The following is a 22161-nucleotide window of genomic DNA, read 5'->3' as shown; positions in this document are numbered from 1 at the left end:
GTGTCAGTCAGCACATGTGTAACTGGTCCACCGCATTCGCGAGCAAGCCCGCTCCCACAGTTTTAACCGCGCTGAGTCAGGCAGGTTATTTATCTGTCTTCAGGATTTCGTAATCACGCAGCTTATTGGCGATGGTGGTGTGAGACACCCCCAGACGCTTTCCCAATTGCCGGCTGCTGGGGTGCTCGGCGTACAGGCTTTCCAGCACCGCCTTCTCGAACCGCCCGACGATCTCTTCCAGGCCGCCGTCCAGGGAAAAATCGCCAAGCGGCTGACGCACGCCGTAGTCCGGCAAACGAATGTGCTCGGCCTTGACCGTGCCGCCATCACACAACGACACCGCCTGGAACAACACGTTTTCCAGCTGCCGCACGTTACCCGGCCAATGGTAGTGACTGAGGCGATCCATGGCAGCCGGCGCCAACTTAGGCAATGCACAGCCGATTTGCCGGCTGGCCTGATCGAGGAAGTGCTCGACCAACGGCGCCAAGCCATCAAGGCATTCGCGCAAGGGGGGGATGTGCAGGGACAGCACGTTGAGACGGTGGTAAAGGTCCTGGCGGAACTCGCCGCGCGCGCACAACTCGGACAAGTCCACCTGGGTGGCGCAGATCACGCGCACATCCAGGTACACCTCCTCATCACTGCCTACACGGCGGAAGCAACCGTCCTGCAAAAACCGCAGCAACTTCACCTGCAAGCGCGCACTCATTTCTCCCACCCCGTCGAGAAACAGCGTACCGCCGGCCGTCAACTCCAACAGCCCCAACTTACCTTCGGCCCGTGCGCCTTCAAACGCACCAGGCCCGTAGCCGAACAGCTCGGTCTCGGCCATCGACTCCGGCAGGCCTGCGCAATTAAGCGCCATCAACGGCGACTGCCCACGCGGGCTCGCCAGGTGGCAAGCACGGGCCAGCAGTTCTTTACCGGTGCCGGTTTCCCCTTCTATTAATAGCGGCGCATCCAACGGTGCCATGCGCCGGGCTTCACGCACCACCGCAGCCATGACCTTGGAGCTCTGGAAAATACTGTCGAAGCCGCGCAGTTCCTGCTTGCGCACATTGTAGATGCGTTCACCAACGCGGTCGGCACGGTGCAGAGTCAGCACCGCACCGGCCATGGCCTCGCTGTCATCGTGTTCGGACGATTGCAGCGGTGCGATGTCCGCCAGAAACACGTCACCCTTGACCTTGACCCGCAGGCCGTTGATCCGCGACTTGCTGGCGCGCACCAACTCCGGCAGATCGAAGTCTTCGGCATAACGCGACAACGGAATCCCCGGCACCTCGTCCACCCGCACCCCGAGCAACTGCGCGGCGGCACGGTTGGCGGCAACGATGGAACCGCCCATGTCGATCGACAACACCGGAAACTCCAGGGCGCCGAGCAGCGCGTTGAGTTCCATGTGCCGCCGTTCACTGGGCATCAGCCCGACGCGCTTGACCCCGAACACCCCGGCAATCGCCTCGAATTGCGGGCGCAGCGCCTGGAATTGCATGTTCACAAGGTTGGGGCAAAACAGATAGATCGCGTTGCCATGCTCACCGCCGACTTCGCCCTTGGCGACGTTGACGCCGTACTCCACCAGCAGGTTGAGAATATCCCGCAGGATGCCGATACGGTTCTGGCAGTGCACTTTGATACGCATGAAAGGGCTCGAAAAGTGGGAAGGCGCCGCGTCTTTTTGTCACTGGGCGCAGATAGTCGTCAAGATTATGTGACACCTTGCGCACGTTTCACAGCCCAGCGCAAAGATTAGCCCTAAAGCTGTAACGAATACTTTACGAAAACCGGTATATTTTCCTACGCATCACCGCTGGAGGTAGGTGGAATCCAACGCCCAGCGGGTTATCAATAGCTCATCGCAGGACATAACAAGAACGAATGCCTAGCAGGAGAGCCGTATGAAGCAGACGCAATACGTGGCCCGCGAGCCCGATGCGCAAGGTTTTATCCACTACCCGCCGGAAGAACACGCGGTGTGGAACACCCTGATCACGCGCCAGTTGAAAGTGATCGAGGGCCGTGCCTGCCAGGAATACCTGGACGGCATCGACAAGCTCGAGCTACCGCTGGATCGCATCCCGCAACTGGGTGAGATCAACCAAGTGCTGGCCGCGACCACCGGTTGGCAAGTCGCCCGCGTACCGGCATTGATCCCCTTCCAGACCTTCTTCGAACTGCTCGCCAGCAAGCAGTTTCCAGTGGCGACCTTTATTCGTACCCGTGAAGAACTGGACTACCTGCAAGAGCCGGATATTTTCCACGAGATCTTCGGCCACTGCCCGCTGTTGACCAACCCCTGGTTCGCCGAATTCACCCACACCTACGGCAAGCTCGGCCTGGCGGCCACCAAAGAGCAACGGGTATATCTGGCGCGCCTGTACTGGATGACCATCGAGTTCGGCCTGGTAGACACGCCGCAAGGCCGACGTATCTACGGGGGTGGCATTCTGTCTTCGCCCAAGGAGACGGTGTACAGCCTGTCGGACGAGCCCGAGCATCAAGCCTTCGACCCGCTGGAGGCCATGCGCACCCCCTACCGTATCGACATCCTGCAACCGCTGTATTTCGTACTGCCTGAGCTCAAGCGCCTGTTCGAAGTGGCGCAGGAAGACATCATGGCCATGGTCGAGCGCGGGATGCAGTTGGGCCTGCATGCGCCGAAATTCCCGCCCAAGCCCAAGGCTGCGTGAACCTCATCGATTAAGGCCAGGTGAGTCTGTTCCCTGGCCCCGCGTTGCTTTAGGGTGACGCTACTGACCTTCAAACATTCGAATTCAGGACACCCCCATGACCAACTTGAACCAAGCCCACTGCGAAGCCTGCCGCGCCGACGCCCCGCAAGTCAGCGATGAAGAGCTGCCGGTACTGATCAAGCAGATCCCAGACTGGAACATCGAAGTCCGCGACGGTGTGATGCAGCTGGAAAAGGTTTTCCTGTTCAAGAACTTCAAATTCGCCCTTGCCTTCACCAATGCCATGGGTGAAATCTCCGAAGCCGAAGGCCATCACCCAGGCTTGCTCACCGAGTGGGGCAAAGTCACCGTGACCTGGTGGAGCCACTCCATCAAGGGCCTGCACCGCAACGACTTCATCATGGCCGCACGCACTGACGAAGTGGCCAAGACTGCCGAGGGCCGCAAGTAATGCACTTCGATGCCATTGGCCGCGTGCCCGGCGACCCGATCCTCGGACTGATGGACCTGTATGCCCAGGACACCCACCCGGACAAGTTCGACTTGGGCGTGGGCGTCTATAAGGACGACCAGGGCCTGACGCCGATCCCTCATTCGGTCAAGCTGGCCGAGCAACGCCTGGTGGACACGCAGACCACCAAGACCTACATCGGCGGGCACGGCAACCCTGCGTTCGGCAGCCTGATCAGCGAGCTGGTGCTGGGCGTCGATTCCCCGCTGATCCGCGAACGCCGCGCCGGCGCCACCCAGACCCCAGGTGGCACCGGTGCCCTGCGCTTGAGCGCCGACTTTATCGCCCACAGCCTGCCCGGTCGCGGCGTGTGGCTGAGCAACCCGACCTGGCCGATCCACGAAACGATCTTCGCCAAGGCCGGGATCAAGGTCAGCCATTACCCCTATGTGGGCACTGACAATCGCCTGGATGTGCAGGCGATGCTCGCCACCCTGTCGGCTGTGCCCAAGGGCGACGTCGTGCTGCTGCATGCCTGCTGCCATAACCCGACCGGGTTCGACCTGTCCCAGAAGGATTGGCGCCAAGTGCTGCAGATCGTGCGCGAGCGCCACTTGCTGCCACTGATCGACTTCGCCTACCAGGGCTTCGGCGACGGCCTGGAGCAGGACGCCTGGGCAGTGCGGCTGTTTACCGCCGAGCTGCCTGAGGTACTGATCACCAGTTCCTGCTCGAAGAACTTCGGCCTGTATCGCGACCGCGTCGGCGCGCTGATCGTGTGCGCGGCAGACGCCGAGAAGCTCACGGATGTGCGCAGCCAACTGGCGAATATCGCACGCAACCTATGGTCGACGCCGCCGGATCATGGTGCGGCAGTGGTCGCGACTATCCTGGGTGACGCTGAACTTAAAAAGGTGTGGAGCGACGAAGTCGAAGCCATGCGCTCGCGGATTGCCCATTTGCGCGCGGGCTTGGTCGAGGCATTGGCGCCCCATGGCTTGGCCGAGCGGTTTGCGCATATCGGCGCGCAGCGCGGGATGTTTTCCTATACCGGCTTGAATGCCGAACAGGTGAAACAACTGCGCGAGAAGCACAGCGTGTACATGGTGAGTTCGGGGCGTGCCAGCGTTGCAGGGATTGATGCCAAGCGGCTGACCCTGTTGGCCCAGGCCATCGCCGACGTTTCCAACTGAAGAAACCTGGACTGAAAATGTGGGAGGGGGCTTGCTCCCGATGGCGGTCTTTCAGCAACTGAAGTGCTGACTGACACAGAGCTATCGGGGGCAAGCCCCCTCCCACATTCGGACAGGGTTGAACACTAGCCGGCAACCATCTCGGCTTTGAGCTGCGCCTCTTTCGCCTGCGCATCCGCCAAGCGGTACAACTCGATACTCCCATCCCAGTGCTCGATCAACGCCGTGCACGACTCTACCCAGTCCCCGCAGTTGAGGTAGTCCACCTCGCCCACCTTGCGAATTTCGGCATGATGAATATGCCCGCACACCACGCCATGCAGCTCGCGCCGGGTCACTTCGTGGGCAATCGCTTCTTCGAAATCGCTGATAAAACTCACCGCCGTCTTGACCTTATGCTTGAGGTAGGCCGACAGCGACCAGTAGCCATAGCCATACCGCGCGCGCCAGTGGTTGAGCCAGCGGTTCAGGGTCAGGGTAAATTCGTAGGCCGAGTCGCCGAGGAACGCCAGCCAGCGGTGGTAACGGGTGATCACGTCAAACTGATCGCCGTGGATCACCAGCAGATGGCGGCCATCAGCGGTGACATGCACCGCTTCATCCACCAGCTGGATATTGCCCAGGATCAGCTTGGAATAGCGGCGCAGGAATTCGTCGTGGTTGCCGGTGACGTAAATCACCTCGGTGCCGCGCTTGGCCATGGTCAGCAGGCGCCGGATCACATTGGTATGGGCCTGGGGCCAATACATGCCGCCGCGCATCTTCCAGCCGTCGATGATGTCGCCGACCAGGTACACCTTATCGGCGTGGTACCCCTTGAGGAACTGCGACAGGTGTTCGGCCTGGCAATCCCGGGTGCCCAGGTGCACGTCGGAAATCCATAGGGTACGAACCCGTTGTTTGCGGCTGGGTCTGGCGAACTCGGCACTGGTCATGGGCATCCCTCGACGGTGTTTTCGCGAGCTTGCGCCCTCGCGATTAATAGCCCATGACAGCTTTGCGTCAGTGCGATGACAGCGCCGGGCACCTGCGAAGCGTTGTAGACTGCGCACTTGTTGCTCTGGAGACCGCGATGAGACCGTCCCTCACGCTGCGCCACTACGTCGAAGCCCCCCTCGCCCACAGCCATGACCATGCGCAATTGGTGTTCGGTCTGTCCGGGCATTTGGACCTGGAGGTGGATGGCCGTGGCAGCCAGGTGCACAAAAGCAGCGTGATGGTGCTGCCCTTCAACGCCCATCATGCCTGCGGCAGTCGCGACGGCAGCCGCTGCCTGGTGCTGGATGTGCCGACTGAGCACTGGCTGCTGCAATCTCTGGGCGAACACGCCGATGCCAGTCGCCGCCTGCTGGATCAGCCGACGCGCCTGGCGCTGGATGCCCGGCAAAACCAGTTGGTGCAATGGCTGGCCCACAGCCCAGTGGAAGACCCGTTGATTGTCCAGCAAGGCGCCGTGTTGCTGCTCGCCAGCCTCAATCATCCGCAGGCCCAGCCCTTGCCTGGCCGGCGCCTGCCGTATGCAGCGTTCAATGCGCATATCGAGCGGCACGTCGCGCATCCCCTGCAAGTGGCGGACCTTGCGCGAATTGCCGAGCTGTCGGTGGCGCGCCTGCATGCGCGCTTCATGGCCGAATGCGGGCAGACGCCGATGGACTACATTCGCACCCGCCGCCTGCAGAAGGCGTTGAAGCTGCTGCGCGAGACCGTGCTGCCTATCGGAGAAATCGCTGATTGCGTCGGCTACAGCTCACAAAGTGCGTTTGCCGCCGCGATGCTGCGGGAGTTCGGCGCATCGCCCGGCAGGTTGCGTCGCTCATCCTAGGGAAGAGCCTTGCGATAAAAATCGCGAGCCGCACGACAGACGCCCCCCTGGGCAACCCTCTAGACTGCGTTTCTGTTACCCGTCGGTTCAAAGGATCGCAATGACTCCCCGCTCAGCCCTCGGCGCCCTGCATATTGGCGCATTGATGTTTGGCCTCACCGGTGTTTTCGGCAAACTGGCGGCCGCCTCGCCGGCCATCATCGTGTTTGGCCGTGCCGTGTTTGCCGTGATCGCCCTGGCCCTCTTCGCGCGGCTTGCCAGCAACACGGCCTGGAAAAGCCTGGAGCTGCGCGACTGGCGTCGCTTGCTGGTCAGCGGCGTGCTGCTGGCGGCGCATTGGGTGACCTTTTTCATGGCGGTCAAGGTGGCGGGGGTCGCCGTGGCGACCTTGGGGTTTACCGCATTCCCGGCGTTTACAGTGATCCTCGAAGGGTTGATCTTCCGCGAGCGCATTCGCCCCAGTGAATGGCTGCTGGTCGCGCTGGTCAGCGTTGGCCTGGTGCTGGTGACGCCGGACTTCAACCTCGCCAGCGAAGCCACCGGCGGGTTGCTGTGGGGCATTGCCTCCGGCCTGCTGTTTTCCCTCTTGTCACTGAACAACCGCGCCAGTTCCGGGCGGATTCCTGCGGTACAGGCGGCGCTGTGCCAAAACATGGTGGTAGCCGCCTGCCTGTTGCCCGTGGCCGCGCCAGGGCTGGCGGATGTGCGAGCCATCGACTGGCTCTGGATCGGACTGCTGGGCGTGTTCTGTACCGGCCTGGCCCACAGCCTGTTCGTCGCCAGCCTCGCCGTCATCAAGGCGCGCACCGCCTCGGTGGTATTCGCCATGGAGCCGGTCTACGGCATCACCGTGGCCTGGTTGCTGTTTGCCGAGACCCCAACGCTGCGCATGCTGCTGGGCGGTGCGCTGATCATCGCCGCCATCGTGCTCTCCGGCTTGATGGGCAGCGCCAGCCAGGCCAAGCAGCCCGCGGCTACGGCCTGATCTATACTTCAAACATCCGCAACAGTCGGTAGTCGTTCAACGGATAAAAGACACCTCGACGACAGCCATGGCCGTTTCTGAAGTTGCTGCACGCGAGTGGTCACTCCCTTTACGCGATGCAGGGGTTTCACCATGGAAATGTTCATCAGTTTATTGGTTCAGATCATCAGCGGTGCCATCGGCGGCAACCTGGCCGGCATGACCCACCAGAGCCTGGGCAGTACCGGGCTCAACTCAATGGTTGGCGGCTTGGGCGGGCTGGTACTAGGCCAGTTGCTCTCCTGGCTGCTTGGTGCCCCGGCAGGCGACGCGCTGAACGTCGCGGCGCTCGGCAGCAACATCGTCGGGAGTGGCTTCGGCGGCCTGGTGCTGACGTTTATCATCGGTTTCATCAAGAACAAAATGGCTGCCAAATAGCAGCGCCACGCGGGGTCACCGTTCGTAGGTGGCGGTGACCTCGGTATTCAGGATGCCCGATCGTTATGGCCCAGGTCGCGCTGTGGGTCGATCTGGTCGCGTACGCGCTGCTTGAGTACCTTGGCCTCCGGGAAGCCGCCATCCACCTTGCGCTCCCAGATCTGCACGCCCTCACAGGTGATGCGAAAAACGCCGCCGGTGGCCGGCTCCAGCACCACACGCCCCAGGTCGTCGGCGAAGGTGCTCAACAACTCCTGGGCCAGCCATGCCGCGCGCAACAGCCACTGACACTGGGTGCAATAGGTGATGACGATCTCGGGTTTGCTTGCAGACATAATTTGAGAGGTTCCTGACGTAACGGGCTCGGAAGATCGAGTGGCTATAATACCGACCTTTATCGCCCAGCCTTGAGATTCATGATGCGCCGCCTGCTGTCTTGTCTGTTTCTATGTCTGCTCCCCCTCCTCGCCAACGCCGTTGAGACGCCCCGCCCCAAGATCGGCCTGGTGTTGTCCGGCGGTGCCGCCCGTGGCCTGGCGCATATCGGCGTGCTCAAGGCATTGGAGGAGCAGGGTATCCAGATCGATGCGATTGCCGGCACCAGCATGGGCGCAGTGATTGGTGGGCTTTACGCATCAGGCTATAAAATCGATGAGCTGGAAAAACTCGCGCTCGATATCGATTGGCAACAGGCACTGTCCGATGCACCCCCACGGGAAGATGTGCCGTTTCGCCGCAAACAGGATGATCGCGACTTCCTGGTCAAGCAGAAGCTCAGTTTTCGCGACGACGGCAGCCTTGGCCTGCCACTGGGCGTGATCCAGGGCCAGAACCTGGCGTTGTTGCTGGAAAGCATGTTTGCCCACACCAGCAACATCCGCAATTTCGACAAACTGCCCATTCCTTTCCGTGCCGTGGCCACCGACATCACCACCGGCGAGAAAGTGGTGTTCAACAAAGGCCACCTGCCCCAGGTGATACGCGCCAGCATGTCGATCCCTGCGGTGTTCGCCCCCGTGGAACTGGACGGCCGGCTGCTGGTGGACGGCGGCATGACCGACAACATCCCGCTGGATGTGGCGCGAGAAATGGGCGTCGACATTGCCATCGTGGTGGACATTGGCACCCCGCTACGCTCACGCAAGCAACTGGCGACGGTGGTAGATGTACTCAACCAATCCATCACGCTGATGACTCGGCGAAACTCCGAAGAGCAACTCAAGGCCCTGCATCCCAAGGATGTACTGATCCAGCCGCCGCTGGCGGCCTACGGGGTGACGGATTTCGGTCGCGCCAGGGACATGATCGATGCCGGCTACCGCGCCACTCGTGCCCTCGACGTCCGTCTGGCCCACCTGCGCCCCGCAGCGCCCGTGGACCCGCAACTGGTGAGTGCCCGCACACCGGGCGAACGCACGCCGATCATCACCGCGATCCAAGTGGAGAACGACTCGAAAATCAGCGATGACGTGATTCGCTACTACATCCGCCAAGCCTTGGGTGAACCGCTGAACCTGGGTCGCCTGCAAGCGGACATGGGCACTTTGTACGGCCTGGACTACTTCGAGCAGGTGCAGTACCGCGTGGTCAAGAAAGGTCACGACAACACCCTGGTGATCAGCGCACGGGGCAAGCGCAGCGGCACCGACTACCTGCGCCTGGGCTTGAACCTGTCGGATGACCTGCGCGGTGACAGTGCCTTCAACCTCGGCGCCAGCTACCGCATGAATGGCATCAACCGGCTTGGCGCCGAATGGCTGACACGGCTACAGATCGGCGATCGCCAAGAGTTGTACAGCGAGTTCTACCAGCCAATGGACACCGGCTCACGGTATTTCATCGCGCCTTATGTCAGGGCCCAGGCGCAGAACGTTGAACTGATTCTGGACAACGACCCCATCTCCGAATATCGCCTGGAGCGTTACGGTTTCGGCCTGAACGTAGGGCGGCAGATCGGCAACAGCGGCGAGATCCGCTTCGGCGTCGGGGAAGCCTGGGGCAAGGCGGACGTGCGCATCGGTGACCGCGACCTGCCGAGCGTAAGTTTCAGCGAAGGCTTCTATGAACTGAAGTACTCGTTCGACTCCCTGGATAACGTGTACTTCCCCCACTCCGGCGAAGACATCGGCCTGGCCATCCGCGAATTCGAGCCCGGCCTGGGCTCGGACCAACGCTACCGCCAATGGGAATTCAAGCTGGACAAAGCCATGAGCCACGGCCCGGACACGCTGATACTGGGTGGGCGTTATGGACGCACCCTGGATAAATCCGATGTAGTGATTTCCAGCTTCCTGCTCGGTGGCGCACGACAACTGTCGGGCTTTCGCGAGGATGCTATCTCGGGCCAGAACATCGCCCTGATGCGTGCAGTCTACTTCCGCCGCCTGACGCCGCGCTCGTACCTGCCGCTGGACTTCCCGCTGTACCTCGGCGCGTCAGTGGAACGCGGGCGGGCGTGGAACAACGACAACCAGTTCGACAGCGGATACATCAACGCCGCGAGCGTTTTCCTCGGGTTTGATACACCGCTGGGGCCGCTGAATTTCAGCTATGGGTTCAATGATGACAAACAGCAGGCGGTGTACCTGAACCTGGGGCAGACCTTCTAGCCGTGTAGTGAGCGGGCTTGCCCCGCGCTGGGCTGCGCAGCGGCCCCATCCCCAGGCACCTCGATCTCACTGCAACACCGCAGCGGTCGTGTTGGGGCGACTGCGCCACCCAGCGCGGGGCACGCCCTAATGCCAGTCAGTTAAGGCTTAACGCTGTCACTGTGGGAGGGGGCTTGCTCCCGATAGCGGTGGGTCAGTCGATAAACTGCTGACTGGCACACCCTCATCGGGAGCAAGCCCCCTCCCACAAGTTATTCATCGTCCGTTCTATCGCTTAACTGACTGGAATAGAGCAAGCCCGCTCACTACAGCCGGGTCAGGACTTTTCCAGGTTCGCCAGGATGTGCCCATGTACACGCATGCACACGCGCATGTCCTCTTCATCCACGCCCACAAACAGTTCATGGCGCAAGGCCGTGGCGATGGTTTCGATCTGATCGATCAGCGGCCGGGCGCTATCGCACAACAAGATGCGCTTGGCGCGGCGGTCTTCCAGCACCGCCTGGCGCTGGACCAGGCCCTGGCTTTCCAGGCTGTCGAGCAGGCGCGCCAGGGTCGGTCCTTCTACCCCGACGCTCTGTGCCAGCTCACGCTGGGTGGGAGCTTCTTCAAAACGGGCCAGGTGCAACAGCACCAGCCAACGCGCCTGGGACAAGCCCAGCCCCGCCAGGCGACGGTCCAGTTCGGCGCGCCAACCTCGGGACATTTGCGCCAACTGCATGCCAAAACGGTGTTGATCGGTTAACGGCATAAAAAACTCATGATTTAGACTGAAAATAAAGTGTGGCTAATTATTAGTCAGCTAAGCATGAGCCATGCCAGTAGGCAAGCCTCGCTATGTACTGATTCGTTACATTGTCGCAATTGGCACACTAAATCTCGAATTCAGACTGCAAAGCGGCACGCACACAGTACAGAACACCCTCCGGTACACGCCCGATAAACAGCGGCGCAATTTCAGCAACCGATGGCAACTCGCCCTCACCGTCCAGGAACGCATCCTGGATTTCACCGAGTAAATCTTCCGGCAAATCAAGGGCCTGCTCCAAGGACAATTGCTGCTTGCCAATGGACTCGGCGAGCAAGGTATAGACGTTCTTTTCCGAACACTGCAACTGCCCGGCGATCTGAATCGGGGTCATCCCGGCACGGGCCAGGCTGATCAGCTCATGACGAATATCGGTGACTTCCTTCGGCGCTTCGGCCTCGCCACCGAGCACTTCCAGGAAAGCCTGGCCATAACGTTCCAGCTTGCGCGCACCGACGCCGCTGACCCTCGCCATTTCGGCCAGGGTGGTGGGTTGCTCACGCAGCATTTCCAGCAACGTGGAGTCGGGGAAAATGACATAAGGCGGCACGCTGTGTTCCTGCGCCAGTTTGCGGCGCAGGGTACGCAAGGCTTCCCATTGCTCGCGCTCCTCGCCACGCACCAGTTGGCTGGCCTGGCTGGTACTGCTCTTGGCGGTGGCCTGCGGCTTGAGGTCGCGACGCAGCTCCAGGCTCACTTCGCCCTTGAGCAACGGCCGGCAGCTGTCGTTCAAACGCAGGCCGCCGAAACCTTCAATGTCGATATCCACCAGGCCACGCGCAACCATCTGACGAAACAACGAACGCCACTCGCCTTCGGCGCGGGCCTTGCCGACACCGTAGACCGAGAGTTTCTCGTGCCCGAAGCTGCGTATCTTTTCGTTGTCCTTACCCAGCAATACATCCACAAGATGGCCCACGCCATAACGCTGGCCGGTACGGTAGATGGCGGACAGGCCCTGACGCGCCGGCTCGGTGGCATCCCAGGTCTGCACCCCATCCACGCAATTGTCGCAATGGCCGCACGGCTGCGGCATGTCTTCGTCGAAATAGGCGAGCAGCGTCTGGCGGCGGCAGCGGGTCTCTTCACACAGCGACAGCATGGCGTCGAGCTTGTGCTGCTCCAGGCGCTTGTGGCGCTCATCGCCTTCGGAGTTCTGCAGCATCTGCTTGAGCATCACCACATCTTGCAGACCGTAGGCCATCCAGGCATCCGCCGGCAGGCCATCACGGCCGGCACGACCGGTTTCCTGGTAATACGCCTCGAGGGATTTGGGCAGGTCCATATGAGCCACGAAACGCACGTTGGATTTGTCGATGCCCATGCCGAACGCGATGGTTGCCACCATGATCAGGCCTTCCTCGTTGAGGAAGCGCTTCTGGTGGTAGGCCCGCAAATCGTTGGGCAGGCCGGCGTGGTACGGCAGCGCCGGGTAGCCTTGCTCACACAGGAACGCCGCCACCTCATCGACTTTTTTGCGCGACAAACAGTAGACAATGCCCGCATCGCTGCGCCGTTCGGACAGGAATGCCAGCAGTTGTTTGCGCGGCTGCTCCTTGGGCACGATGCGGTAGAAAATATTCGGCCGATCAAAACTCGACAGGAAACGCTCGGCGTTCTGCAGGTGCAGACGCTCGACGATTTCTTCGCGGGTACGTTTGTCGGCGGTGGCGGTCAGGGCGATACGCGGCACGTCGGGGAACAGCTCGGCCAATTGGCCCAGCTGCAAATATTCACGGCGAAAATCATGACCCCATTGCGACACGCAGTGAGCTTCATCGATGGCGAACAGGGCAATTTCCAGGCTCTGCAGGAAGGCCAGCATGCGCGGCTGCACCAGCCGCTCGGGAGCCAGGTAGAGCATCTTCACTTCGCCACGCCGGATACGAGCCGCCAGGTCGCGCTGCTGTTCGGCGCTGAGGGTGGAGTTCAAGGACGCGGCGGCGACGCCGAGTTCTTCGAGCGTGGCGACCTGGTCATCCATCAAGGCGATCAACGGCGACACCACCACCGCCAGGCCGTTGCGCAACAAGGCCGGCACCTGGAAGCACAATGATTTGCCGCCACCGGTAGGCATCAGCACCAGGGCGTCGCCGCCACTGGCCACGCGCTCAATGATCGCACCCTGGCGGCCACGAAAACTTTCGTAGCCGAAGATGTCCTTGAGGACGCGTTGAGCCTGCTCGAGCATGTAAAACTCCAAAATAGTGCCGAAATCCCTCTGTACAGGCTGGCCGAGAAAAGACGATTTCACGGAAAATAATCCGTAAGCGAAGTTTTCTCGGAGGGGCGCTTGGCCTGCGGGGCATCACAAAACGCGGCAGTATACCCGAGCGTTATCCGGCAAAGGGGGCGTCTGACGAATAGTCCCGTCGCTCTACCCCGGCAGCCAAACCCGGTAAATGTGGCGTTGCGGCTGGCCTGGGCGCTCAAGAAAGCCTAGAATTCAGCATCGTTTATTCCCAAGGTAGTCCTTCAATGTCCTTCGCTGAGCAACTAACCCGCCTGCAAGCCTTCCTCGACGCCGATGAGCTGCATGACGAGGCGCTGGACTACGTGGCCGCCCACGGTTACCTGACCGCCCTGTCGATCTGCGCCGATGTCGTGCCTGACCGTGAATGGATCGACGCGCTGTTCGCCGAAGAGCCGCACTACAAGGATGCCGCCCAACGCGAGGAAATCGAATCCACGCTGATCGCCCTCAAGGCCCACATCAGCCGCCAACTGGCCTCCGACGAAGAGTTCGAGCTGCCATGCGACCTGGACCTGGGCGATGAGCCGGATGACTCCGACCTGCGCGGCTGGTGCATCGGGTTCATGGAAGGCGTGTTCCTGCGCGAAGCCGCATGGTTCGAGACCGCCGAGGAAGAAGTCAGCGAAATGCTGCTGCCGATCATGGTCGGTTCCGGGCTGTTTGAAGAAGAAGCCGAGTTTTCCGATATCGCCGCCGACGCCAACCTGATGGACGACATGATCGTACAGATCCCGGAAGCCCTGACCGCCCTGTACCTGCTGTGCAACGCGCCTGACGAAAAACCGGCGATCCTCAAGCCACGTCACCACTGAGTCGTTTGCCCATGCCCCCCATGGGCAATCGCTCGCTGCTCCTGCGCTACGCACTGCTGGCCATCGGCTGGCTCAGCGTAGCGCTGGGAGTGATCGGTATCTTCCTTCCGGTGTTGCCGACCACCCCCTTCCTGCTCCTCGCCGCCGCCTGCTTCGCCCGAAGCTCCCCGCGTTTCTATCAGTGGCTGGTGGAACACCCGCGCCTGGGCCCATGGATTCGTGACTACCTGGACGGCAATGGCATTCCGCTCAAGGGCAAGGTCTACGCCATCGGCTTGATGTGGCTGAGCATCGGTTTTTCCTGCTACCTCGTCCCTTTGCCCTGGGCACGTGGATTCATGCTGACCAGCGCGGTGCTGGTAACGATCTATATTCTGCGCCAGAAGACCCTGCCACCCCGCGACACCAAGTCGCGCTCAGACCTTGGTCGACACTGACTAACCCCAAACATCATGCGAGACTGTCCAGCCGGGCCTGGAATGCCCGGGTGTTCTCAGTTTCGGAGTTACCATGACGCTGTCCAGCGGGCTGATCGCCGCCGTTGCCCTGGCCTATATGGCCATTATGTTTGCCATCGCTTTTTACGGGGATCGCCGCCACGCGCCTTTGCCGCCGCGCATGCGTGCCTGGGTGTACAGCCTGTCGCTGGCCGTTTACTGCACCAGTTGGACCTTCTTCGGCGCCGTAGGCCAGGCCGCCGAACAATTGTGGGCGTTTTTACCGATTTATCTGGGGCCAGTGCTATTGCTGGTGCTGGCACCCTGGGTGCTGCAGAAGATGATTCTGATCAGCAAGCAGGAAAACATCACCTCCATTGCCGACTTTATCGCCGCGCGCTACGGCAAGTCCCAATCCCTGGCCGTGGTTGTCGCGCTGATTTGCCTGGTCGGTGTACTGCCCTACATCGCCCTGCAACTCAAAGGCATTGTACTGGGTGTGAACCTGCTGATCGGCTCCGGCCCTGACACCACGGGCACTCGCGCCCAGGACACGGCCTTGGTCGTATCGCTGGTGCTGGCGCTGTTTACCATTGTGTTTGGTACCCGCAACCTCGATGCCACCGAGCACCACCGTGGCATGGTGCTGGCGATTGCCTTCGAATCCCTGGTCAAGCTCTTCGCGTTTCTCGCGGTTGGCGCGTTTGTAACCTACGGCCTGTACGACGGTTTCGGCGACCTGTTCACCCAGGCGGTACTCGCCCCGCGCCTGGAGGAGTACTGGAAAGAGACGATCAACTGGCCGTCGATGGTGGTGCAGACCGGCGTAGCCATGATGGCGATTATCTGCCTGCCCCGGCAGTTCCATGTGACGGTGGTAGAAAACATCGACCCCCAGGATCTGCGCCTGGCCAAGTGGGTGTTTCCGGCTTACTTGATCCTCGCCGCACTGTTCGTGATTCCCATCGCCCTGGGCGGCAAAATGCTGTTGCCCGGCTCGGTATTGCCAGACTCCTACGTGATCAGCCTGCCCATGGCCGAAGCCCATCCGGCCCTTGCGGTGCTGGCGTTTATCGGCGGTGCATCGGCCGCCACCGGCATGGTGATCGTCGCCAGCATCGCCTTGTCGACGATGGTCTCCAACGACATGCTGCTGCCATGGCTGCTGCGACGTTCCAGCGCCGAACGGCCATTCGAAGTGTTCCGTCATTGGATGCTGTCGGTACGTCGGGTGAGTATTGTGCTCATCCTGTTGCTGGCCTATGTGAGTTATCGCCTGCTCGGCTCCACCGCGAGCCTGGCCACCATCGGCCAGATCGCTTTTGCGGCCGTCACCCAACTGGCCCCGGCGATGCTCGGCGCGCTGTACTGGAAGCAGGCCAACCGTCGGGGCGTGTTTGCCGGGTTGGCAGCGGGCACATTCCTGTGGTTTTACACCTTGGTCCTACCGGTTACCGCGAAGAGCCTGGGGTGGTCGCTCAGCCTTTTCCCAGGGCTGACGTGGATGCATTCCCACCCGCTCGGTTTGTCCGTCACGTCGCTGACCCTGGGCACCGTGTTTTCCCTGGCGGGTAACTTCACCTTGTTCGTGTGGGTCTCGATGCTGTCGCGCACACGTGTCTCCGAGCATTGGCAGGCCGGGCGATTTATTGGTCAGGAAATCCACCAGCGCGCCAGCGCTCGCTCCATGTTGTCGGTGCAAATCAGCGACCTGCTTAGCCTCGCTGCGCGTTTTGTCGGTGAAGAACGCGCCCAGCAAAGTTTTATTCGCTTCGCCTATCGCCAGGGCAAAGGCTTCAACCCTAACCAGAACGCCGACAATGACTGGATCGCTCATACCGAACGCCTGTTGGCGGGTGTGCTCGGCGCCTCTTCGACGCGCGCCGTGGTAAAGGCTGCGATTGAAGGCCGCGAAATGCAGCTGGAAGACGTCGTACGCATCGCTGACGAAGCCTCCGAGGTCTTGCAATTCAACCGGGCATTGCTGCAAGGCGCGATTGAAAATATCACCCAGGGCATCAGCGTGGTCGACCAGTCGCTGAAGCTGGTGGCCTGGAACCGCCGTTACTTGGAGCTGTTCAATTACCCCGAGGGCTTGATCAGCGTCGGCCGGCCCATTGCCGACATCATTCGCTACAACGCCGAACGTGGCCTGTGCGGCCCCGGCGAAGCGGAAGTGCATGTGGCGCGACGCCTGCACTGGATGCGCCAGGGCCGTGCGCATACGTCCGAACGCCTGTTCCCCAATGGTCGGGTGATCGAGTTGATCGGCAACCCGATGCCCGGCGGTGGGTTTGTCATGAGTTTCACCGACATCACTGCATTCCGCGAAGCCGAACAAGCCTTGACCGAAGCCAACGAGGGCCTGGAGCAGCGGGTGACCGAGCGCACCCATGAGCTATCGCAGCTCAATGTCGCGCTTACGGATGCCAAGGGTGTGGCGGAATCCGCCAGCCAGTCGAAGACCCGCTTCCTGGCTGCGGTGAGCCATGACCTGATGCAGCCGCTGAACGCGGCACGACTGTTCTCCGCCGCCCTCTCCCACCAGCACGACGGCCTGTCCACCGAAGCCCGGCAATTGGTGCAACACCTGGACAGCTCGCTACGTTCCGCCGAGGACTTGATCAGCGACCTGCTGGATATCTCACGCCTGGAAAACGGCAAGATCAATCCGCAGCGCCAGCCCTTTGTCCTCAACGAACTGTTCGACACCCTGGGCGCTGAATTCAAGGCGCTGGCCCAGGAACAAGGCCTGCGTTTCCGGCTGCGCGGCAGCCGGTTGCGGGTCGACAGCGACATCAAGCTGCTACGGCGGATTCTGCAGAATTTTCTCACCAACGCGTTCCGCTACGCCGACGGCCCAGTGCTGCTTGGCGTACGCAGACGCCAGGGCGAGCTGTGCCTGGAAGTCTGGGACCGCGGCCCCGGCATTCCACAGGACAAGCAAAAGGTGATCTTCGAAGAGTTCAAGCGCCTCGACAGCCATCAGACACGTGCCGAAAAGGGGCTGGGCCTGGGCCTGGCGATTGCCGATGGCTTGTGCCGTGTGCTGGGCCATACCCTGAGTGTGCGGTCGTGGCCGGGCAAGGGCAGCGTATTCAGCGTGCGCGTGCCGCTGGCGCGCACCCAGGCCAGCCCGCAGCTCAAGGCCACGCAGGACAATGGGCAACCGTTAAGCGGCGCGCAGGTCCTGTGTGTGGACAACGAAGAAAGCATCCTGATCGGCATGCGCAGCTTGCTGACACGATGGGGTTGCGAAGTGTGGACGGCCACTGACCAGGCGCAATGCGCGGCCCTTCTGGCGGACGGTGTACGCCCGCAACTGGCGCTGGTGGATTACCACCTGGACCGCGGCGAAACCGGTACCGAACTGATGAGATGGCTGCGCGCGCAAATGGCAGAGCCCATCCCCGGAGTCGTGATCAGCGCCGACGGGAGGCCAGAAACAGTGGCCGAGGTGCATGCAGCAGGCCTGGATTACCTGGCCAAGCCGGTCAAGCCGGCGGCGTTGCGGGCGCTACTGAGCCGGCATCTGCCCCTGTAATCAGGCGGCAGAGGCCGTGCGCTTACTCAGGTAAATGCACCACACCATCGGCATCGGTCATCGCCCTCTCGAGCAAATCCGCCGGCAGGCTTTTACTCGCTCGCGCACCGAGCAGTTTTAATTGCTCGGTACGGCTGACCAGATTTCCTCGTCCATCCGTCAGCTTGTTTCGTGCCGCACTGTAAGCTTTATCCAACTGTTGCAGACGGTTGCCCACTTCATCCAGGTCCTGGATAAACAGCACGAACTTGTCGTAGAGCCAACCGGCACGCTCGGCAATCTCCCGTGCGTTCTGGCTTTGGCGCTCCTGCTTCCAGAGGCTGTCGATCACGCGCAAGGTGGCCAAGAGCGTCGTTGGGCTGACAATTACGATATGACGGTCGAAGGCCTCTTGGAACAGGTTCGGTTCGGCCTGCAATGCGGCGGAAAATGCCGCCTCGATGGGCACGAACAGCAACACGAAATCCAGGCTGTGCAAGCCTTCCAGGCGCTTGTAGTCCTTGTCGGCCAAGCCTTTTACGTGATTGCGCAGGGACAGTACATGCTGCTTCAACGCCGCTTGGCGGATCACCTCGTCATCTGCCGCCACATACTGTTGATAGGCGGTCAGGCTGACCTTGGAATCCACCACCACCTGTTTGTCGCCAGGCAACATGATCAGCACGTCCGGCTGGAAACGCTCGCCATCCGGGCCTTTGAGGCTGACCTGGGTCTGGTATTCGCGGCCCTTCTCCAGCCCTGCATGTTCCAGTACGCGCTCAAGGATCAGTTCGCCCCAGTTGCCCTGGGTTTTCTGGCCCTTGAGCGCACGGGTCAGGTTGGTGGCTTCATCCGACAGGCGCAGGTTCAGTTGCTGCAGGCGCTCCAGCTCTTTAGCCAGGGAAAAGCGTTCGCGGGCTTCGTTCTGGTAGCTTTCTTCCACGCGCTTTTCAAAGGATTGGATGCGCTCCTTGAGTGGGTCAAGCAATTGGCCCAGGCGCTCCTGGCTGGTCTCGGCAAAGCGCTGTTCACGCTCGTCGAAAATCTTGCCGGCTAGTTCAGCGAATTGCGCGCGCAGTTCATCGCGCGAACCTTGCAGATCCGCGAGGCGTTGTTGATGGCTGTCCTGTTGCTCACGCAGCTCGGCACGCAGCGCCGCCGAAAGTGCGTCGAGACGACGCAGTTCGGTGTCCTTGGCATTGCGGTCGAGGTTCCACGCGTGAGCGGCGTCGCGAGCGTTATCACGGTCGATCTGCAACAGCTCGACTTCGCGGCGCACGGCGGCGAGCTCGGCTTGCTTGGCGGCATTCGCCTGGCTCAGGTCACTGATCTCATCACGGCAGGCATCCAGTTGGGCGGCAAGTCCTTCCTGGGCCAATTGTGCGTTCGCCAAGCGCTCTTCGAGCAATTCCCAGCCGGCCATGCGCGCCGTCAGCCGCCGCTGAATCTGCCAGCACAGTGCCAATAACGGTACTGCTGCACCAGCAAGACCCAAGGCAATACTGGTCCAGTCAAAAACCATAGCCATTTCTGCCTTCACCGAAATAGAGCAAGGTTAACCAAGCACAGGGCAGGAAGACAGCTCAGTCTTCGACTTGACCCAGTTCGCGTTGAGCACGCCGGTCACCGGCGCGAGCCGCCAGGCGCAACAGGTCGTGGCCGATGCGGCGGTCGCGGGCGTTGCCGCATTCACGGCACATCAATTGCCCCAGGCGGCTTTGTGCGGCGACCACGCCTTCACGGGCCGGCTGCTTGAGCAAGCGCCCAGCGAAGTGCTTGATGTTGGTGCTCTGCCCCAGGCGCGGGCTATCGAGCAGCCACAAAGCAACCTTCAAGGAGAAGCGCTTGGGTGCGGTAACAGTTTGAGGGGTATCGGTAACAGTGGGTGATACTGAGCGAAACTTCATAAAGCACTGTGGGACAGAACGGAGGGCGCGCCACTCTACTCTTTTTTTCGTACAGGTAAAGCTGAAAAAAACCTGCCGGCCCGTTCTAGAGCAAGCGCTTGGGACAATCCACAGAAGCTGTGGATAACTCAGTGGACAACCTCTCTTTAACTCTCCCAAAGGCCCATGGAATGGGGGCCGCAGTCAAACTGACGATTTTTTCACCAATAAAAAAAAGCGAGATTTTTCATTGACTTAAATTTCCAATACAGGCTAACGAAGCCCCTTGCGGACGGTTGACAAACCGGTTACACACTCCGCAACTAATGTGCACAAGTCCCCTTCCAATGGTTATATCAAGGGAGCTTTTTGGTCCCACACCGCCTGAAAATGTTACCGACAAGGCAGAGCCAGGGACTTTTCAAATCCGTCCCGCCTCGCCACACTGCCCACCGACAACGCAACCGTGAAAGCATCCATGAAAGGCATTCTGTTATTCGCCGTGCTGTTGCTGGCGGTATGCGCGACCTCGTTGGGAATCAATGCAGTACTGCCTTCACCCGACGGCGCGCTGTTTGCCGGCGCCATCCTGCTATCGGCCGCCTTTACCGCGACCAGCCTGTGCATCGAACTGGGCGAAGGCAGGATCAGTGACATGCGCGACGTGATGAAGGTGATCGAAGCCGGCCAGTCCCTACGCCTGACACTGGCGGCTTACGGCCTGGGTTGCGCGCTGGCCGCATCCCTGACCGTACTGGTCTATCGTGGCCTGCTCGGTGCCTGATTGAAGTTTTTCAGCTAGCACACTTCCCTTCCTTGTTTCAATCCGTTACTATCCGCGGCGTTAGTACCAAGCTGAAAGTCAATTCTGGTCGAACAAGTCCCCTGAAAAGCACGGGATCGACCACCTCGATGGTTTCCAGGTATCACTTGCGACGACACTGCCTTTGAACAAGCAAAGGGTGCCGCCAAGTCTCAATACTCTGACCGAACCAACCTGCAAATTGATCAGGATCTTCACCCCGGGCCCAGAACCTTTGCCCTTGTTGTGTCGCCTGCCCTCCTAAGTACCTACCTGCCAGCCCAAGCGCGCCAAACTTATCAGCGCTTCAACTGGCTGCTTTGTTCCAGTCGGGTTCTTCGCTTGATCAATGGTGATCAGCGTTACTGGAACGTTTTAACGTTGCACGGTTCTTATCCGTGTCATTTGTAGGAACACCAATAATATGAACGCTCAAATCCACACTCAGGATGCCATTCGCACCCTCACTAACGCTTTTGCCCCAATGAACTGCCTGATCATGGCTGCTCGCAAAGGCTGCTTCAGCTTCACTCTGGTCAACGAACACGGCATCGCACGTCACAGCGAACGCCTGTACCCCGATCAATACTCCAGCGCCGAACCGCTGCAGGCTGTGATCGATCGCACCCGTCAGGCATTGACTGCCTGATCGACTCAGGTCGCTGAAATACAAAAACCCTGTCTGACGGCAGGGTTTTTTATTACCTGAAATTCGGTAGTTGAGCTTTTGTACTAAGTTCAAATAGATATAAACGTTATAACTAAATGAAGGAAATATTTTAAAAACAGTCCTTTACATCGCAAATATGACACTACACTTCAACTCAAGCGGCATGATCCGCTTCCGACGGGCCTGAGATCCAATTCACCGCTGCCAAGCCCTCCTCTCTCAGGCCTCGTCATCCACTTTCATGGATTGAGGCTTGTATGGGTATCGCCGCCAGCGAATTGTGTCGTTATGTGATCCGGCCAACGTTGATGTACCTCGGCCGCCATGATCCGACAGCCGAATCCCTGCTGCTGGGCATCGCCGCCAGCCAGTCGGAACTGGGTTCCGCCCTGCATGATCGGCGCGGCCATGGCCTGTACAGCATCACCGAACCTCGGCACCGCGCCCTCTGGGACAGCTACCTGGCACTCGACCCCGAACGTGCCAGCCTCGTGCGTGGGCTGGCCAGCCAGCATGCATTCCTGAGCGCCCCGCAGCTGGAGCTGACGGTGAACTTGCGCTACGCCACGGCAATCGCCTGGTTACTGGTGGAACAACACAGCCCTGCCCTCCCCCCGCCAGGTGATGTATTGGCAATGGCGCGTATCTGGAAAGAAATATTTCACCCTCAAGGCCGCCTGCGGGATTTCACCCGTGCGTGGCAAACCTGTGTTTCACCCATGAATCAGGTGACTTGTTGATCAGGCGTTTTGCAAGATTCGGCTAAAAACGGCGAATCTGGTCGGATTGTCCT

The 22161-nt window shown here is 60.5% G+C and carries 20 protein-coding genes; 13 read left to right on the top strand and 7 right to left on the bottom strand.

Features of this window, described 5'->3' with window-relative positions; all coding sequences use genetic code 11:
- Window positions 1-85 precede the first annotated feature (85 nt).
- Window positions 86-1648: a sigma-54-dependent transcriptional regulator gene (locus C9383_RS27950; protein ID WP_060756056.1), complete on the bottom strand. Its 1563-nt coding sequence runs from the start codon at window positions 1646-1648 to the stop codon at window positions 86-88.
- Window positions 1649-1904: 256 nt separating this feature from the next.
- Between C9383_RS27950 and phhA the strand changes: the two genes are divergently transcribed.
- From phhA to C9383_RS27935, 3 genes are all read left to right on the top strand, one after another.
- On the top strand, window positions 1905-2696 hold the full coding sequence (gene phhA / locus C9383_RS27945) for a phenylalanine 4-monooxygenase (RefSeq protein WP_090369503.1): 792 nt from the start codon (window positions 1905-1907) through the stop codon (window positions 2694-2696).
- Window positions 2697-2793: 97 nt separating this feature from the next.
- Window positions 2794-3150 carry a 4a-hydroxytetrahydrobiopterin dehydratase gene (locus tag C9383_RS27940; RefSeq protein WP_060756058.1) on the top strand — a complete coding sequence of 119 codons (357 nt, stop codon included), beginning with the start codon at window positions 2794-2796 and terminating at the stop codon, window positions 3148-3150.
- Complete coding sequence (locus tag C9383_RS27935; RefSeq protein WP_090369500.1) at window positions 3150-4343, top strand: amino acid aminotransferase; 1194 nt, start codon at window positions 3150-3152, stop codon at window positions 4341-4343. The genes C9383_RS27940 and C9383_RS27935 overlap by 1 nt, the downstream gene beginning before the upstream one ends.
- Window positions 4344-4468: 125 nt before the next feature.
- Here C9383_RS27935 and C9383_RS27930 read toward each other — a convergent pair whose 3' ends face one another.
- A complete protein-coding gene (locus tag C9383_RS27930; protein WP_060756060.1) occupies window positions 4469-5278 on the bottom strand; it encodes a UDP-2,3-diacylglucosamine diphosphatase in 810 nt (269 codons plus the stop codon).
- Between the two features lie 137 nt (window positions 5279-5415).
- Between C9383_RS27930 and C9383_RS27925 the strand changes: the two genes are divergently transcribed.
- The 3 genes from C9383_RS27925 to C9383_RS27915 all read left to right on the top strand — a co-directional run bounded on the left by C9383_RS27925 (window position 5416) and on the right by C9383_RS27915 (window position 7567).
- Window positions 5416-6165: a helix-turn-helix transcriptional regulator gene (locus C9383_RS27925; protein ID WP_090369498.1), complete on the top strand. Its 750-nt coding sequence runs from the start codon at window positions 5416-5418 to the stop codon at window positions 6163-6165.
- Between the two features lie 100 nt (window positions 6166-6265).
- Window positions 6266-7150, top strand: coding sequence for a DMT family transporter (locus C9383_RS27920; protein WP_060756062.1), 885 nt, complete (start codon window positions 6266-6268; stop codon window positions 7148-7150).
- A 132-nt stretch (window positions 7151-7282) separates the two neighbouring features.
- The gene (locus C9383_RS27915) at window positions 7283-7567 is read left to right on the top strand and encodes a hypothetical protein (protein ID WP_060756063.1); all 285 of its coding nucleotides are present in this window, start codon (window positions 7283-7285) and stop codon (window positions 7565-7567) included.
- Between the two features lie 47 nt (window positions 7568-7614).
- On the opposite strand, the gene C9383_RS27910 is transcribed toward C9383_RS27915, so the two are convergent.
- Window positions 7615-7902, bottom strand: a complete 288-nt coding sequence (locus C9383_RS27910) for an Rdx family protein (protein WP_060756064.1) — start codon at window positions 7900-7902, stop codon at window positions 7615-7617.
- 84 nt (window positions 7903-7986) lie between these two features.
- Here C9383_RS27910 and C9383_RS27905 point away from each other — a divergent pair, with 84 nt between their 5' ends.
- On the top strand, window positions 7987-10176 hold the full coding sequence (locus tag C9383_RS27905; protein WP_090369495.1) for a patatin-like phospholipase family protein: 2190 nt from the start codon (window positions 7987-7989) through the stop codon (window positions 10174-10176).
- Between the two features lie 316 nt (window positions 10177-10492).
- Here C9383_RS27905 and C9383_RS27900 read toward each other — a convergent pair whose 3' ends face one another.
- Both C9383_RS27900 and recQ read right to left on the bottom strand, forming a co-directional pair.
- The gene (locus tag C9383_RS27900) at window positions 10493-10927 is read right to left on the bottom strand and encodes a MarR family transcriptional regulator (protein ID WP_060756066.1); all 435 of its coding nucleotides are present in this window, start codon (window positions 10925-10927) and stop codon (window positions 10493-10495) included.
- A 121-nt stretch (window positions 10928-11048) separates the two neighbouring features.
- Window positions 11049-13175: a DNA helicase RecQ gene (gene recQ, locus C9383_RS27895; RefSeq protein WP_090369493.1), complete on the bottom strand. Its 2127-nt coding sequence runs from the start codon at window positions 13173-13175 to the stop codon at window positions 11049-11051.
- A gap of 287 nt (window positions 13176-13462) precedes the next feature.
- On the opposite strand from recQ, the gene C9383_RS27890 reads away from it, so the two are divergent.
- The 3 genes from C9383_RS27890 (at window position 13463) to C9383_RS27880 (ending at window position 18031) form a co-directional block, all read left to right on the top strand.
- Complete coding sequence (locus tag C9383_RS27890) at window positions 13463-14050, top strand: UPF0149 family protein (RefSeq protein WP_090369491.1); 588 nt, start codon at window positions 13463-13465, stop codon at window positions 14048-14050.
- Window positions 14051-14061: 11 nt separating this feature from the next.
- Window positions 14062-14487 (top strand): YbaN family protein, encoded by a 426-nt coding sequence (locus C9383_RS27885; protein WP_174554033.1) that lies wholly within the window; start codon window positions 14062-14064, stop codon window positions 14485-14487.
- A gap of 73 nt (window positions 14488-14560) precedes the next feature.
- Window positions 14561-18031, top strand: coding sequence for a hybrid sensor histidine kinase/response regulator (locus C9383_RS27880; protein WP_090369489.1), 3471 nt, complete (start codon window positions 14561-14563; stop codon window positions 18029-18031).
- A gap of 22 nt (window positions 18032-18053) precedes the next feature.
- Here C9383_RS27880 and C9383_RS27875 read toward each other — a convergent pair whose 3' ends face one another.
- Window positions 18054-19532: a DNA recombination protein RmuC gene (locus tag C9383_RS27875; protein ID WP_090369486.1), complete on the bottom strand. Its 1479-nt coding sequence runs from the start codon at window positions 19530-19532 to the stop codon at window positions 18054-18056.
- Window positions 19533-19593: 61 nt separating this feature from the next.
- Window positions 19594-19917: an SEL1-like repeat protein gene (locus C9383_RS27870; RefSeq protein ID WP_060756072.1), complete on the bottom strand. Its 324-nt coding sequence runs from the start codon at window positions 19915-19917 to the stop codon at window positions 19594-19596.
- A 457-nt stretch (window positions 19918-20374) separates the two neighbouring features.
- Between C9383_RS27870 and C9383_RS27865 the strand changes: the two genes are divergently transcribed.
- The 3 genes from C9383_RS27865 to C9383_RS27850 all read left to right on the top strand — a co-directional run bounded on the left by C9383_RS27865 (window position 20375) and on the right by C9383_RS27850 (window position 22108).
- Window positions 20375-20680: a hypothetical protein gene (locus C9383_RS27865; protein ID WP_060756073.1), complete on the top strand. Its 306-nt coding sequence runs from the start codon at window positions 20375-20377 to the stop codon at window positions 20678-20680.
- A gap of 442 nt (window positions 20681-21122) precedes the next feature.
- Complete coding sequence (locus C9383_RS27855; RefSeq protein WP_003193022.1) at window positions 21123-21347, top strand: hypothetical protein; 225 nt, start codon at window positions 21123-21125, stop codon at window positions 21345-21347.
- A gap of 278 nt (window positions 21348-21625) precedes the next feature.
- Window positions 21626-22108: a hypothetical protein gene (locus C9383_RS27850; protein WP_090369485.1), complete on the top strand. Its 483-nt coding sequence runs from the start codon at window positions 21626-21628 to the stop codon at window positions 22106-22108.
- Window positions 22109-22161: the final 53 nt, after the last annotated feature.

The organism is Pseudomonas palleroniana, assembly GCF_003031675.1.
GTDB lineage: Bacteria > Pseudomonadota > Gammaproteobacteria > Pseudomonadales > Pseudomonadaceae > Aquipseudomonas > Aquipseudomonas palleroniana.
Note: the sequence above shows the minus strand (reverse complement) of the source record. Positions and strands in the feature narration are given on the sequence as shown.

Excerpts from the sequence above, each read along its gene's own strand:
- C9383_RS27950 (WP_060756056.1), bottom strand. The coding sequence starts at position 1,648 with ATGCGTATCAAAGTGCACTGCCAGAACCGTATCGGCATCCTGCGGGAT.
- phhA (WP_090369503.1), top strand. The coding sequence starts at position 1,905 with ATGAAGCAGACGCAATACGTGGCCCGCGAGCCCGATGCGCAAGGTTTT.
- C9383_RS27940 (WP_060756058.1), top strand. The coding sequence starts at position 2,794 with ATGACCAACTTGAACCAAGCCCACTGCGAAGCCTGCCGCGCCGACGCC.
- C9383_RS27935 (WP_090369500.1), top strand. The coding sequence starts at position 3,150 with ATGCACTTCGATGCCATTGGCCGCGTGCCCGGCGACCCGATCCTCGGA.
- C9383_RS27930 (WP_060756060.1), bottom strand. The coding sequence starts at position 5,278 with ATGACCAGTGCCGAGTTCGCCAGACCCAGCCGCAAACAACGGGTTCGT.
- C9383_RS27925 (WP_090369498.1), top strand. The coding sequence starts at position 5,416 with ATGAGACCGTCCCTCACGCTGCGCCACTACGTCGAAGCCCCCCTCGCC.
- C9383_RS27920 (WP_060756062.1), top strand. The coding sequence starts at position 6,266 with ATGACTCCCCGCTCAGCCCTCGGCGCCCTGCATATTGGCGCATTGATG.
- C9383_RS27915 (WP_060756063.1), top strand. The coding sequence starts at position 7,283 with ATGGAAATGTTCATCAGTTTATTGGTTCAGATCATCAGCGGTGCCATC.
- C9383_RS27910 (WP_060756064.1), bottom strand. The coding sequence starts at position 7,902 with ATGTCTGCAAGCAAACCCGAGATCGTCATCACCTATTGCACCCAGTGT.
- C9383_RS27905 (WP_090369495.1), top strand. The coding sequence starts at position 7,987 with ATGCGCCGCCTGCTGTCTTGTCTGTTTCTATGTCTGCTCCCCCTCCTC.
- C9383_RS27900 (WP_060756066.1), bottom strand. The coding sequence starts at position 10,927 with ATGCCGTTAACCGATCAACACCGTTTTGGCATGCAGTTGGCGCAAATG.
- recQ (WP_090369493.1), bottom strand. The coding sequence starts at position 13,175 with ATGCTCGAGCAGGCTCAACGCGTCCTCAAGGACATCTTCGGCTACGAA.
- C9383_RS27890 (WP_090369491.1), top strand. The coding sequence starts at position 13,463 with ATGTCCTTCGCTGAGCAACTAACCCGCCTGCAAGCCTTCCTCGACGCC.
- C9383_RS27885 (WP_174554033.1), top strand. The coding sequence starts at position 14,062 with ATGCCCCCCATGGGCAATCGCTCGCTGCTCCTGCGCTACGCACTGCTG.
- C9383_RS27880 (WP_090369489.1), top strand. The coding sequence starts at position 14,561 with ATGACGCTGTCCAGCGGGCTGATCGCCGCCGTTGCCCTGGCCTATATG.
- C9383_RS27875 (WP_090369486.1), bottom strand. The coding sequence starts at position 19,532 with ATGGTTTTTGACTGGACCAGTATTGCCTTGGGTCTTGCTGGTGCAGCA.
- C9383_RS27870 (WP_060756072.1), bottom strand. The coding sequence starts at position 19,917 with ATGAAGTTTCGCTCAGTATCACCCACTGTTACCGATACCCCTCAAACT.
- C9383_RS27865 (WP_060756073.1), top strand. The coding sequence starts at position 20,375 with ATGAAAGGCATTCTGTTATTCGCCGTGCTGTTGCTGGCGGTATGCGCG.
- C9383_RS27855 (WP_003193022.1), top strand. The coding sequence starts at position 21,123 with ATGAACGCTCAAATCCACACTCAGGATGCCATTCGCACCCTCACTAAC.
- C9383_RS27850 (WP_090369485.1), top strand. The coding sequence starts at position 21,626 with ATGGGTATCGCCGCCAGCGAATTGTGTCGTTATGTGATCCGGCCAACG.